The sequence below is a fragment of the Arthrobacter sp. TJ-266 genome (assembly GCF_058269115.1).
The window spans coordinates 1-12,877 of sequence record NZ_JBZCNC010000010.1; the positions used below are offsets into that span (position 1 = coordinate 1).

Below are 12,877 nucleotides of genomic sequence, written 5' to 3' on the forward strand. Positions count from 1 at the left end.
CTTCACAGACCCACGTCTCTGCGCCGCGATCGTCGACCGACTCACGTTCAACGGAGCCATCATCGAAACCGGCACCGACTCCTACCGCCTCGCACACACCCTCGCCAGCCGGAGCAACAGCTAGATCGACCCATTAACGCCAGGGCGGTGATGATTTGGTGATCATAGGACGATGGGCCCAGAACACCCTCCCGCTTACGCTGGTCATATGGACACGTTGCTTCTTGCTTGCCTGACCATCGGTTTCCTAGGTCTACCCATTGGAATCTTCGTAGCAGGACTTCTACTTATTAAACGACAATCCTCACTACTGAGCTGGCGAAAATACACCTGGGCGGTTGGGGCCGCGGTCATCGGCTGGTGTCTTCTATTTGCCGCGCAAAGTGCGCTTAGTGACCCTACGGACCCGGTCAGTGACGACGGTCGATTCGCAATCGGCTACTACCTCTGGCCCACTCTGAGCCTGGGAGCCACCATCATCGTCGGCGGGCTGCTGGCTTTCCTTGGCCGTGCAGCCGCTATGGAACGGGAGCGAACCCCACTTCCGGCCCAACCATAGTCGAACGGTATCAGCCGAGTTCAAAGTACCTCCTGAACACACTCTTGCATTCACTATCCAAGACGATTCTGCCTATCAAGAGCGACGACGAAAATCCTCGTGAAGTCCGAAGCCGTTGTGAAACCGTAAAAGGGTAAGCCAACCAACACAAGGGGGAACCATGAAACGCTATACTGGCGCAGCAATTGCACTAGCAACTGCCTTCACGGCTATGGGTATGGCCGGTCCGGGCTTCGCGACAACAACCAGCGACCCAGCTTCCAACCTTGCGGTGATCCTCGCCGCACCAGATCCGCTGGTCGCTCTCGACGAATTGACCGCAGACGAGAAGCAAGCTGTATTCCCGCTGATGAAAAACGAATCAGGGGAGCTGCTTCCTGAGCTGGAGGAAAAGATCCTGACCTCACAGCCACCAGAAGTCACACTTCGCGCGGAGGGTGATTTCTCCGACTTCTGGGGCGTGCTTGAACGGGCCGCTTGTGTGGTCGCTGCCGACATCGCATCCTGCAACGTCGCAGCCGATGACGCGGCAACCGCGACCAGCGCCTCATTGGCAACGTACCCTAGCGGGCAAAGTCAGCTGGGGGGTCGAGGAGACGCATATCGTCACTGCTACTGGAATGGGCTGATGACCCGGCACATCGGCGAACGAGCTGCAGCACTGATCAGCAACCAGCACGAGATCACCAACCAAAGCAACACAGCCGATCTAGCCGAAATGGATCGCGTGAACAACGCAACTGGGCGGTCCTACGGACTGACGGCAAGCGACGACGCTACGGTGAATACTCGGTGCGCCGTTGCAGCGGTGTCAAACACCCTCTTCACGACCAACGGCGCGTAACGCGAACGTTAGAGCCATCGCAGTCGCGCGGCTTAAACACCGAATGTCATCGGCAAAGGGCTGGTGCAGGGATATTCCATCCAGCACCAGCTCTTCGCCGTTGACCGACAGAATTCGGCAGCCTCGGAAATCACCTTGTGGTCCTGAATCAAGCCGTCCAAGTGGTCCTGGATGAAGTTGACACACTCACAGGCGTTTTCGCCGTGACCGCAGGGCTCACCCTGGCGAGGTAGTGGGATGATGTCCCCATGACGGCCAGGGCTCCGAGATCCACCGCGGCGCTGCCACCCGAGGAGTGCGCACCGTTGCGCCGCGCCCTGGGCGGGAGCGCGGACGTCACCGTGTTCGTGGACGGCACAGCGCACCGTCTCACCACGGACGCGCAGGCCGCCGTCGTCGATCTCCTCGCACGGCTGTCCGACGGCGACGCCGTGCAGGTGACCTCCGTCGCCGAACTCCTCACCACCTCACAGGCCGCCGAGCTCGCCGGTATCTCGCACAGCTACCTGCGCAAGCTCACGGACGCCGGCACGCTCCCGGTCGAATATCGGGGCTCGCACCGCAGGCTCCGGAGGTCCGATGTCGAGGAGTGGTTGCGCGGTCAGCTGCGGCGCACCGCCGAGCGCGGGTCCGTGATCGACGCCGCCCGGGAGAGCGACGCGACAGCGGCCGGCTGACCGGCACGCTTCACGGAACCCCTAGGACTGCTCGAACCGGGGCCGCATGCGCCACCGTCGTGCCTTGAGTGCCAGGTGCAGGTCCAGCCGCACCGCCCCCGCGAGGGGGTCGACGCCGATCAGCCCGCGGATCCGGGCCAGCCGGTTGTAGACGCTGCTGCGGTGCAGGTGGAGCTGGGCCGCGACGTCCTGGACCGAGCCGTTCTTGTCGTAGAGCAGCTCCAGCACGGGCAGCAGCTCGTGCGCGCGGTCGGCGTCCTCCAGGTCAGCGAAGCGCACGCTGCCCCGGCCCGGCACCTGCCAGCCGAGCGCGCCGAGGAACTGGTACACCCCGATCTCCGCGTAGGCCACCACGTCTCCGAGGGCAGGGTCGACGGCGGCTGCCTGCACCGCCTGCTGGGCCTGGGCGAGGCCGTCCGCGAGGTCCCGTGGGTCCGGGAGGGGGTCGCTGAGGCCGAGGATCACGCGCCCTGCCTCCCGGCCTGCACGCTTGCCCACCTCGCTCCGGAAGCGGCTCAGCACCTGCTCCAGCGCGGGCCTCCCGGCGTCCGGCGCACACACGAGGACGGTCGAGGTCGGGGCAGCGGCACTGAACAGCACGGACGCAACGCCCACCGTCGCCTGCAGCGCGAGGGTCCGCTGCAGCAGGACGCCCTCGTGGGGGTCCCCGACCATCGGCTGAGCACCGCCGGCGCCCTTTCCCCCGCCGCCCTGCTCGCCGTCGCCGCCCGCGCCCCGGTCGGAGGGCAGCAGTTCGTGCACCACGGCGAGCCGCCACGGTCCGCGCCCGCCGAGTTCCCGCCACCCCCGCAGTTCCTCGACGGCGGCGGCCGAGCCGCGGCAGGCAGCGAGGAAGGCGGCCTCCCGCTGCGACCGCCGCTCCGACGACGCCGCGTCCGTCTCGAGGAGGAGTTCGGCGAGGCGGTCGACCGTCGGGCGGACGGCGGCGAGGGCCTCGAGGATGGTGGACGCCGGGTCCTCCTGCGCGTGGTGCTGCACCCAGAGGTAGCCGACGCGGAACCCGCGGGCGAGGAGCGGCACGCAGACCCGCCCCAACATGCCGAGCTCGTGATTGGCCGGGACGACGACGGGCCGGACGGCGTGGGCGATCCCGTGCCGGAGCTGCCATTCGCTGACGTCCTCGGGCACCTTCTTGCTCAGCAGGAAGTTGACGCGGACGCGGTCGGCGGTGGACTGGTGGCTGCTGTACGCGAGGAGGACGCCGTCCGGGTCCTCGAGCGAGAGACCGCGACCCAGCGTCACCGCGATCGACTCGACGAGGTCCTCCACAGCCTGGTTCTGCACGCCCCCACAGTAGTGGCCGCACGTCCGACAGACGACATCTGCCGCCCTGCGCCTCGACATCTGTCGACCCCGAAGTGGCCGTGTCCGCCGTCACACGTGCACAGATCCCCGGCACGCCGCCGTCGGCGCGTGATCACCACCCTGCGCGGCGCAGTGCAAGCCCTCCACGGGCCCGCGGACCGCGCTTCGTCGCTCCCTATCCTTGTGCTGACCCATCCGCCCCGATCGCACTGGAGAACCCATGATCATCGGCGTCCCCCGAGAAGTGAAGAACAATGAGTACCGCGTGGCCATCACCGCCTCCGGTGTGCACGAGTTCCGCACCCGTGGCCACGAGGTCCTCGTGGAACGCGGAGCCGGGGTGGGGTCGAACATCTCGGATGCCGAGTACGAGGCCGCCGGTGCCGAGCTGGTGGAGGCCGCCGACGACGTCTGGGGCCGCGCCGACATGGTGCTGAAGGTCAAGGAGCCCGTGGCCTCCGAGTACCACCGCTTCCGTCCGGGCCTGGTCCTGTTCACCTACCTGCACCTCGCGGCCGAGCCGGAGCTCACCCGCGCCCTGCTCGACGCCGGGGTCACCGCCATCGCCTACGAGACCGTGCAGGACGGCCGTACACTCCCGCTGCTCGCCCCGATGTCCGAGGTGGCCGGGCGCCTGTCCGTCCAGGTGGGAGCGCAGGTCATGACCGCCCCAGCCGGTGGCCCCGGCCTGCTGCTCGGCGGCGTGGCCGGCGTGCGACCCGCGAAGGTGGTGGTGCTCGGCGCCGGCGTCGCGGGGACCAACGCGACGGCGATGGCGGTGGGCACGGGTGCGGAGGTGACCATCCTCGACATCGACATCGCACGCCTCCGCGACCTCGACGCTCTCTACGCGGGCCGCGTCAAGACGATCGCGTCGAACGCGCTGGAGATCGAGACCTCCGTGCTCGAGGCGGACCTCGTGATCGGCTCGGTGCTGATCCCCGGCGCACGGGCGCCGAAGCTCGTCACCAGTGACCTCGTGGCGCGCATGAAGCCCGGCAGTGTGCTCGTGGACATCGCGGTGGATCAGGGCGGCTGCTTCGAGGACTCCCACGTCACCACGCATGAGGACCCCACCTTCATGGTGCACGGTTCCCTCTTCTACTGCGTGGGCAACATGCCGGGCGCCGTCCCGAACACCTCGACCTATGCGCTCACCAATGTGACCCTGCGCTACGCCGTCGCCCTGGCGGACAAGGGCGTCCGCGGCGCCTTCGACGCCGATGCCTCCCTGGCCCGAGGCCTGAACGTGGCCGGCGGCAAGGTCACGCACCAGTCCGTGTCGAACGCGCACGGGCTCGAGCTGGCGGAGGACTGGACGGCGCTCGTCTGACGCCGAGCGGGTGACCTCAGGCGGGGTCGAAGTGGGCTGCGGGGGCTGAGCCGTTGTAGCCCTCGACCATGCCCGACGCGAGTAGCCGGAGCTTGACGTTCCGTGCGTTGGACGCGCGCCGCAGCTTGTCGAACGCCTCCCTCTGCGAACACCGGTCCTGGCCCATGATGATGCCGACCGCGAGGTCGATCTCCGTGCGCGACTGCAGCACGGAGTGGAGGTCCTCGGCTTTCGCGGCGTGCTGCGCCACGCGCACCGCGAGCTTCAGCGCCTGCGAGGCCTGGACCGAGAAGCTGCGCGCCACGTGCCGGAAGTCCTCGGTGAACACCGAGGCATCCTCTGCGTAGAGGTTCAGGGCAGCCTTCGCGTGACCTTCGAGGTCCAGCGGCAGGCAGAACATCGCGCCGACTCCGCTCTCCGAGATCTGCCGCATGAAGTCCGGCCACCGCTTCTCGCCGCGCGTATCGGTGATGAACACCTCGTCGTGGACCCGCAGCGCATGGAGGCAGGGGCCGTCGTCGTGCGCGTACTGCACCTCGTCCATGCTGCGGGCCTTCTCGTCGCTGCTTCCCACCGTGAAGCGCTTCGCCCGCGACTGCTGGAGGGTGATCCCGCACCAGGTGGTCCCCTGGGTGCTGAGCGTGCCCGCCGTGAACTCCGCGAGCTGCTGGAGGAAGGCCTGCACGTCGGGGTGATTCACGAGGAGGTCCTGCAGCTGTGCTGCGCTCTCCTCCGCCGAGGGCATCTCGCCCTCGGCCACCATGTGGAGGTGGCGTTCGCCGACGACGTCGTCGTCGGTCAGGTGGTGGGAATCGGACATGGCGCCGCGGGCCTCCTCGATTGTCAACGTCCGGGCGCGCCCGACACTTCTGTTGCTGTCACTGTGGCCACAGTGTACAAGCCTGCTCCCCCGCGGAAGCCCTCCGGCCGATCAGGCACTCGTGGCCGGAACAAGGGCGCAGGGGTACGAAGGAGGCGGGGGCGGGGGCTGGAATAAGCCGGCCTCCGAGGCCCTTGAGGGAAAGGGGCGCTCGATCAGCGCTCCCGCACGGACGGCCGGAAGCACGGCCACACACCCCAGGGAGAATGCATGTCCACCACGATCCTGACCCTCGTCGGAAGCCTGCGCGAGGGGTCGATCAACCGCCAACTCGCCGAAGCCGCTGCGGAACACGCTCCGCGCGACGTCACCGTCGTCACGTTCGACGCGCTGGGCGACCTCCCCTTCTACAACGAGGACATCGACAACGAGGCCGACCGGCCCCAGGCCGCCACGGATCTGCGGGCCGTCACGGGTGACGCCGATGCCGTGCTCCTCGTCTCCCCCGAGTACAACGGCAGCATGCCCGCGATCCTGAAGAACGCCATCGACTGGCTGTCACGCCCCTTCGGTGCGGGAGCGCTCTCCGGCAAGCCCGCCGCCGTCATCGGATCGGCCTTCGGGCAGTACGGCGGCGTCTGGGCGCACGACGAGGCACGCCGCTCACTCGGCGTGGCCGGCGCGGACGTCCTCGAGGACGCGAAGCTGTCGATCGGGAGCTCCATCACGCGCTTCGCGGAGACGCACCCGAAGGACGACGCCGAGGTCGCCGGTCAGGTGACGGACGTCCTCGCGGCCCTCGCCGACGCCGCGACCGTCTCTGTGGCCGCCTGAGCCGACACGCAACCCACACCCACAGCAGAGGACGCCGTCGCACGGTGCGACGGCGTCCTCTGTTCTTGACAGCCGGGTCTGGCGGCTCGCGGATCGATACCGGACGACGAACGGATCAGTGCCAGATGTTGTCGGCCCACGCCGCGTCACGCAGGTAGTCACGCGCCGGTCCCACTTCCCACAGCTGGCCCTGGGACTCCAGGACGCCGTCGTGCTGCAGCGATTCCACCGTCTCGAAGGAGCACCCGAGGGCCTCGGAGAGGGCGGCGTCGTCCGCCGCGAGCACGATGCTGTTCCTGGCGTTCATAGTGCTCTCCTTCGATCGGTGCGTGGTGGCTCGGGGTCGGTTCAGGGAGTGGCGCGGGCAGAGTGCAGGGGATCCACCTGCGGCCGCCAGGAGCGTGCATACAGACCCAGGGCGGCTTCCTCGCGGGCCACGAAGCCCAGGCGGTTCAGCGCCATGTGCGCCTGGTACACGGTGAGGTGCTGCGCACTGCGGCTGACGCGCACCTTGTCCGCGCGGTACAGGTAGGTGTCCACCGCGCGTGACCACCGGCGTCGCCAGTTGTGCACCGCGGATTCCGCCGCCGTGGCGGCCATGAGGGCGTGGAAGCCCGTGGACTTCGAGGAGACCTGCGCCGTCATCGCCTCACGCACTCCCGCCGCGCGCGGTCCGACGTCGGCCGTGCAGGTGCGGAGGTGACTGTCCCAGTAGAAGTCCCAGGACAGACGACGGCGGTCGGGCCAGCCGGCGGAGCGCGGGCCGCGCATCATGGCGTTCGCGGCGTCGAAGAGGACGAGGGCGCCCAGCGCGGACCGGCTCTGCATGCGGGGGAAGCGCTGGTTCGCCCAGACGGCGAGTTCGGAGCTGAGCTCGAAGACCTCCTCGGCGAGATGCAGGCCCTCCACCCCGCCGTACTTCACGAGGTTGGCCTCCATCTGCGGGTCGGCCATCTCGGGACCACCGGAGTAGTAGGTGTTGCTGGCCGGGGCGGTGAACTGCTGCCGGACCGTGAGCAGGGGCAGCGTGCGTGCACTGCGGGTCTGCAGCACGCGCTGGAAGGCGCGCAGCCTCTCGAGCACGCGGGGGTGCGCGTGGATGCTGACCTTGATCTGGCTGACCACTCCCGTGGATGCGTCCTCGCACCGCGTGAAGTACCAGCGCTTGGCGCCGAGCGCCTGGGCCTGCGCCACCAGCGGGGTGACCTGCTCCTCGATGATGCCGTCCGCTACATCGAAGCCACCCGTCGAGAGGGAGAGATGCCACCACTGAGTGCTGACGACCGTCCGTGAGGCGGTTCGAATGGCTGTCAGCTGGCTCATGGCTCTCTCCTTCAGGGTTTGTGATCACCCCCGCTGGGGCGGGCTCTGGGCGGAACCTCCGGGCTCTAGTCCGGAGACCCCTTCTACTTGGGCCAGTCCCAGCTGCTCGCTGTGGGCTGACCCTTCGGCCAATCCCAGCTCCCTGCGCTGATGGACTGGCCTGCCGGCGCAACGGCCCCCATGAGAATCAACAGGCCTGCAGTTGCGCCCAATACCTTCTTCATGGCGGTCCTTCCTCACCCTTGTCCGGGTCGGTTCAGCTGGTCCGCGCTGCGGGGTGCAGCGCCCGTGGTACCGTCGGCGTCCAGTCGGACAGCCGAGGTGGACCGGCCTCCCAAGGATGTCCGGCGGCGGAAGTCGGTGTCCAGCGGTAGGGCTGGCCGGTTGTGGACATGACGTGAAGAGGACGCAGCGGTCGGCCTGCCCGCCGCACCGAGCTCACGGGATCACCTCGGATCCGCGTCATTCCGGGCTCGCGACGTCTCATTGCGCACTCTTCTTGCGACCGTTGGCGTAGTGTCATTAACTGGACATGTCATCTTTTTCGAGGGCAGATGCCGCTGGCCTCAGCGACAGGGACGGGGACCGCTCATGCTCGACGCGACGTCGCTCGAGGTCTACCGCTACGCCGTCGCGCATCCCGGCTGGACCCGCTCCGAGGCCTCCGACGCGCTCGGGCTGACCCTGCGCCGCATCGACGAGTCCATCGAGGCGCTCTCCGCCCAGCGTCTCCTCAGCCCGCGCGCGGGCTCCGGTGACGGGCTCGTCGCCGTCTCCCCCGACGTCGCCCTCGCAGACCTCGTGGACGCGGATGAACGCAGTGTGCAGGACCTCAAGGCGCGGATCAGCGCGCGACGACGGGAGCTCTCCACACTCCTGCCCACGTTCCTCGAGGCACGGAAGGACGTCCTCTCCACCACCTCGGTGGAGACGCTGGAGGATCCGCACCTCATCCACCGTGTCCTGATCGACTACGGGCGGGACGTCACGGAGAAGGTGTACATCTCGCAGCCGGGTCAGGGCTCCACGGCGGACGTCCACGAGGAGAGCGTGCGGAAGGACCTGGACCTGCTCGAGCACGGAGTGCGGCGGCGCACGCTCTACGACACCAGCACGAGGGACCACGTGCCCACACGGAAGGCCGTCGAGGCGATCGCGGCCGGCGGCGGTGAGTTCGGGGTGCTGCCGTTCATCCCCCTGCGCATGCTGATCTTCGACGACAAGCTCGCCGTGGTGGGCCGTCAGCTCTCGCGTGACGACAAGGCGGCGCTCGTGGTGCGGGACCACAACCTCATCAGCATCTTCACGGGCTTGTTCGACCTCGCGTGGGAGCTGAGTGAACCGTTCCTCGCTCCCGCCGAGATCGCCTCGCCGCTCACGAGCATGCAGCGCTCCATCCTGCACGGCCTCGCCAGCGGCCTGTCCGACGAGTCGATCGCGCGTCGCCTCGACATCAACGTGAGAACCTGCCGGCGGCACATCGCCTGGATGCTCGAGACACTGCGCGCCGAGAGCAGGTTCCAGGCGGCCCTGAAGGCGCGGGACGCCGGCTGGATCTGACCGTGATCCGACCACGCCATCAGGGCAACAGGTGTTGCCTGCTGGTTAACCCGCCACCTAGACTGCGGGCGTGACCTCAGTCAGCGACAACTCCCCCGACATCCTTCCCGCCGAGACCGAGGCCGCCCTCGAACGGGCGGTCGTCGCCGCCGAGCGGCACCAGGCACTGTTCTCCTCGCGCGCCGCCAACATCAAGCAGTCAGCCGTCCGGGACGTCTTCGACATCTCCATCCGGCCCGGCCTCGTCTCCCTGGCCGGCGGCAGCCCCTACCTGAAGTCCCTCCCGCTGGAGGAGCTCGGCCGGAGCGCCCAGCGCATCATCGCCGAACGGGGCCTCGAGGCCCTGCAGTACGGCGGCGGGCAGGGGATGGAGGAGCTGCGCCGCCTCGTCTGCGACGTCATGGCAGCCGAGGGGATCACCGGAGCCCACCCGGACGACGTCGTGATCACCACGGGCTCGCAGTCGGCGCAGGACGTCGCCGCGAAAGTCTTCTGCAACCCCGGCGACGTGATCCTCTGCGAGGACCCCACCTACGTGGGCGCACTCAACACCTTCGAGGCCTACGAGGTGGAGGTGGTGACGGTCCCGATGGACGAGAACGGGCTGATCCCGGACGAGCTCGAGCGCGTCATCGCCGAGCTCGAGGCCCAGGGGCGCGCCATCAAGCTGCTCTACACGATCCCGAGCTTCAACAACCCGAGCGGCATCACGATGTCCGCCGATCGCCGCCAGCGCGTCGTCGACATCTGCCGGGACCACACCATCCTGGTCCTCGAGGACAACCCCTACGGCATGCTCCGGTTCGACGGCGAGCCCCTCACGCCGTTGCGTGCGGACAACCCCGAGGACGTCATCTACCTCGGCTCCTTCTCGAAGATCTTCGCGCCCGGCGTCCGGCTGGGCTGGGCGCTGGTACCGAGGCACCTGCACCGCCGGTTCTACCTCGCCTGCGAAGCGGTGGTGCTTTGCCCGTCACCGCTGACGCAGATGCTCGTCATCGACTACCTCACCGAGTACGACTGGCGCGGCCACCTTCACTCGATGCGGAGCCTCTACCGCGAACGCTGCGACGCCATGCTCGGGGCGCTCGCCGAGGAGTTCCCGGAGGGCGTGCACTGGACCACTCCCGACGGCGGCTTCTTCATCTGGGTCACGCTCCCCGACGGCATCGACACCTACCCGCTGCTGTACTCCGCGATCGACGCCGGCGTGGTCTTCATCCCCGGGGCGGCCTTCACGCCCTCGGACGAGCCGTCCAACAAGCTGCGACTCGCCTTCAGTGCGGTGTCCCCGGAGGACATCGTGGAGGGCGTCCGACGCCTCGCGCCGATCCTGCGCACGGCCATTCAGGAGAACCGGGCCTAGGCCCGAGACTTTCCCGGCTCTTGCCGCCACGTCCCTTCGTCAACTAATGTTGACGGAATGGAGGTGGGACGCATGAAGACACTCGTCGGATCGATGGACGGCAAGGGACCCGCTGAAGCCCTGCAGATCGTGGCGGAGCTCCACCGGGAGGTCGGGCGCACGGAGGCGGGTCTCGTGCGCAGCGCCCGTCAGGCCGGGCTCTCCTGGGAAGCGATCGCGCAGAGTCTCGGCGTGACGAAGCAGGCGGTGCACCGCAAGTACGGCAAGCAGTAGCGGCAACGCCGGCGCCGGGATGCGCCGGGAGGCACTGAGCGTCAGCGCGGGGGCCTCTTCTGCTGCCACAGGGTCACGCCGATCGAGATCAGCGCGGCCGCGATGAGCAGGATGGACAGCCGCGCGATGGTGCCGAGGTCAGGGAAGAGGGCCTGCAGCACGAGCGACGCCGCCAGGCCGATCGCCACCACCAGCGCGAACCGGCTGACGGAGTAGCGGGGACGGCGGGCAGGATCGCGCCCCTGCGGGTTCTGACTCATGCTGCCAACCCTAATCGAGGCGTATCGAGGCTCATCGACCCTAGTCCAGCAGCAGCGCCGGTTCCTCGAGGATGGACGCGACGTCCGCCATGAAGCGCGCGCTGAGATCGCCGTCCACCACGCGGTGGTCGAAGGATCCACCCAGCGTCGTGATCCAGCGCGGGATCACCTCGCCGTCGAGCACCCAGGGCTTCTGCTTGATGGTCCCGAAGGCCACGATGGCCACCTCGCCCGGATTGATGATCGGCGTCCCCGTGTCGATGCCGAGGGCGCCGATGTTGGTGATGGTCAGGGTGCCGCCCTGCATCTGCGCGGGCTGTGTCTTCCCGGCGCGCGCCGTCGTCGCCAACTCGTTGAGCGCGAGAGCCAGCTCCTTCAGCGAGAGGTCCTGGGCGTCCTTGATGTTCGGCACCATGAGACCCCTCGGGGTGGCCGCGGCGATCCCCAGGTTCATGAAGTGCTTGACCAGGATCTCGTCGTCGTTCCACGTGGCGTTGACCGACGGGTTGCGCGCGGCGGCCCAGATGACCGCCTTCGCGAGGATCAGCAGCGGCGAGACCTTGATGCCCTCGAAGTCGCGGCTCGTCTTCAGCCGCTTGACGAACTCCATGGTGCGCGAGGCATCGACGTCCACGAAGATGCTGACGTGCGGCGCCGTGAACGCGCTCTGCACCATGGCCTTCGCCGTGGCCTTCCGGACGCCCTTCACCGGGATCCGCTCCACCCGGTCACCGCCCATCAGCTTCCGCCCCGACCAGAAGGACTCGGCGCCGTCCTGCTCGGCGTCGCGCTGCGCCTGGTAGCTGATCAGGTCCTGCTTGGTCACCTCACCCGCGCTGCCCGTGGCCGGGACGTCCGCGAGGTTGATGCCGAGGTCCCGGGCGGCCTTGCGGACGGGGGGCTTCGCGAGGACGCGGTTGATGAGCTGGTTCAGCGGATGCACGCGGGCGGGCGTGGGGGCGTCCGGTGCGGAGGCTCCGTTCGCGGAGGCTCCGCTTGCGGAGGCGACGGCGTCGACCGCGCGCGACGGCGGGCTCGTGACGGTGTGGGGCTGCCGCTGCGGCCCTCCGCCGGGTGTGGGCTCCTGGTGGTCCTGAGGCTTGCGCGGACGGCGCTTGACGGCGTCCGCCTTCGGGCCCGTGCCGACGAGGGGCCCGGGCGCCGACTCGCCCGGCGCGTCATTGGTGGTTTCCTCCGACGCCCCGCCGGCGCGCGCTGTCGACGTGGACGGTTCCGAGGCCTGCTGGGTGTTGTCGCCGTCCGCCGCCGTCGCCGGACCGGCCACCTCGCCCGGCATCTGAGGATTGGGCACGGCACCGTTCGCCTCGCCGACCACAGCAGAACTGCCGTCGCCGCCGTCGTCGTCCCCGGCTCCGTCGGCGGCCCCATTCGTGCCCCTGGCGGTTGTGCCCACGCCTGCTCCGCCGTCGTCGTCACGGGGCTGACCTGCCGCGGCACCCTCGTCGACCGAGATGATGGGCGTCCCGACTTCGATGGTCTCGCCCTCGTCCACCAGCAGCGCCGACACGGTCCCGGCGTACGGCGAGGACAGCTCGACGAGGGACTTCGCCGTCTCGATCTCGCAGATGATGTCGTTGACCGCCACGCTCGCGCCCGCGGCGACGCGCCACTGGACGATCTCCGCCTCGGTGAGGCCCTCGCCGACGTCGGGCAGGTTGAAGGTCTTCAGCGTCATGGTCGG

13 protein-coding genes and 1 pseudogene are annotated in these 12,877 nt (G+C 68.5%); 8 read left to right on the plus strand and 6 right to left on the minus strand.

The genetic code is table 11. From position 1 onward, the window contains the following. From AC4D12_RS16790 to AC4D12_RS16800, 3 genes and pseudogenes are all read left to right on the plus strand, one after another. A pseudogene (locus AC4D12_RS16790) lies at nt 1–124 on the plus strand (IS21-like element helper ATPase IstB); the annotation flags it as partial. A gap of 595 nt (nt 125–719) precedes the next feature. After that, nucleotides 720–1,403 carry a DUF6973 domain-containing protein gene (locus AC4D12_RS16795; RefSeq protein ID WP_490951105.1) on the plus strand — a complete coding sequence of 228 codons (684 nt, stop codon included), beginning with the start codon at nt 720–722 and terminating at the stop codon, nt 1,401–1,403. A 248-nt stretch (nt 1,404–1,651) separates the two neighbouring features. Continuing rightward, nucleotides 1,652–2,080: a helix-turn-helix domain-containing protein gene (locus tag AC4D12_RS16800; RefSeq protein ID WP_490951106.1), complete on the plus strand. Its 429-nt coding sequence runs from the start codon at nt 1,652–1,654 to the stop codon at nt 2,078–2,080. A 21-nt stretch (nt 2,081–2,101) separates the two neighbouring features. Here the strand turns inward: AC4D12_RS16800 and AC4D12_RS16805 are convergent, their stop codons facing one another. After that, nucleotides 2,102–3,385 carry a PucR family transcriptional regulator gene (locus tag AC4D12_RS16805; RefSeq protein ID WP_490951107.1) on the minus strand — a complete coding sequence of 428 codons (1,284 nt, stop codon included), beginning with the start codon at nt 3,383–3,385 and terminating at the stop codon, nt 2,102–2,104. 241 nt (nt 3,386–3,626) lie between these two features. Here AC4D12_RS16805 and ald point away from each other — a divergent pair, with 241 nt between their 5' ends. Then, nucleotides 3,627–4,739, plus strand: coding sequence for an alanine dehydrogenase (ald, locus tag AC4D12_RS16810; protein WP_490951108.1), 1,113 nt, complete (start codon nt 3,627–3,629; stop codon nt 4,737–4,739). Nucleotides 4,740–4,755: 16 nt separating this feature from the next. On the opposite strand, the gene AC4D12_RS16815 is transcribed toward ald, so the two are convergent. After that, nucleotides 4,756–5,559 (minus strand): GAF and ANTAR domain-containing protein, encoded by an 804-nt coding sequence (locus AC4D12_RS16815; RefSeq protein WP_490951109.1) that lies wholly within the window; start codon nt 5,557–5,559, stop codon nt 4,756–4,758. Nucleotides 5,560–5,829: 270 nt separating this feature from the next. Here AC4D12_RS16815 and AC4D12_RS16820 point away from each other — a divergent pair, with 270 nt between their 5' ends. Beyond that, nucleotides 5,830–6,393: an NADPH-dependent FMN reductase gene (locus AC4D12_RS16820; protein ID WP_490951110.1), complete on the plus strand. Its 564-nt coding sequence runs from the start codon at nt 5,830–5,832 to the stop codon at nt 6,391–6,393. Between the two features lie 115 nt (nt 6,394–6,508). Here the strand turns inward: AC4D12_RS16820 and AC4D12_RS16825 are convergent, their stop codons facing one another. Both AC4D12_RS16825 and AC4D12_RS16830 read right to left on the minus strand, forming a co-directional pair. Continuing rightward, nucleotides 6,509–6,700 carry a hypothetical protein gene (locus AC4D12_RS16825; protein WP_490951111.1) on the minus strand — a complete coding sequence of 64 codons (192 nt, stop codon included), beginning with the start codon at nt 6,698–6,700 and terminating at the stop codon, nt 6,509–6,511. Nucleotides 6,701–6,741: 41 nt separating this feature from the next. Continuing rightward, nucleotides 6,742–7,716: a lantibiotic dehydratase C-terminal domain-containing protein gene (locus AC4D12_RS16830; RefSeq protein ID WP_490951112.1), complete on the minus strand. Its 975-nt coding sequence runs from the start codon at nt 7,714–7,716 to the stop codon at nt 6,742–6,744. A 591-nt stretch (nt 7,717–8,307) separates the two neighbouring features. Between AC4D12_RS16830 and AC4D12_RS16835 the strand changes: the two genes are divergently transcribed. The 3 genes from AC4D12_RS16835 (at nt 8,308) to AC4D12_RS16845 (ending at nt 10,915) form a co-directional block, all read left to right on the plus strand. Beyond that, nucleotides 8,308–9,276, plus strand: a complete 969-nt coding sequence (locus AC4D12_RS16835; RefSeq protein WP_490951113.1) for a helix-turn-helix transcriptional regulator — start codon at nt 8,308–8,310, stop codon at nt 9,274–9,276. Nucleotides 9,277–9,346: 70 nt separating this feature from the next. Next, nucleotides 9,347–10,642, plus strand: a complete 1,296-nt coding sequence (locus AC4D12_RS16840) for an aminotransferase-like domain-containing protein (protein WP_490951114.1) — start codon at nt 9,347–9,349, stop codon at nt 10,640–10,642. A gap of 57 nt (nt 10,643–10,699) precedes the next feature. Further along, a complete protein-coding gene (locus AC4D12_RS16845) occupies nt 10,700–10,915 on the plus strand; it encodes an AsnC family protein (RefSeq protein WP_490951115.1) in 216 nt (71 codons plus the stop codon). Nucleotides 10,916–10,956: 41 nt separating this feature from the next. Here AC4D12_RS16845 and AC4D12_RS16850 read toward each other — a convergent pair whose 3' ends face one another. Then, the gene (locus tag AC4D12_RS16850; RefSeq protein ID WP_490951116.1) at nt 10,957–11,175 is read right to left on the minus strand and encodes a hypothetical protein; all 219 of its coding nucleotides are present in this window, start codon (nt 11,173–11,175) and stop codon (nt 10,957–10,959) included. Nucleotides 11,176–11,215: 40 nt separating this feature from the next. Next, nucleotides 11,216–12,871 (minus strand): dihydrolipoamide acetyltransferase family protein, encoded by a 1,656-nt coding sequence (locus tag AC4D12_RS16855; RefSeq protein ID WP_490951117.1) that lies wholly within the window; start codon nt 12,869–12,871, stop codon nt 11,216–11,218. Nucleotides 12,872–12,877 lie beyond the last annotated feature (6 nt).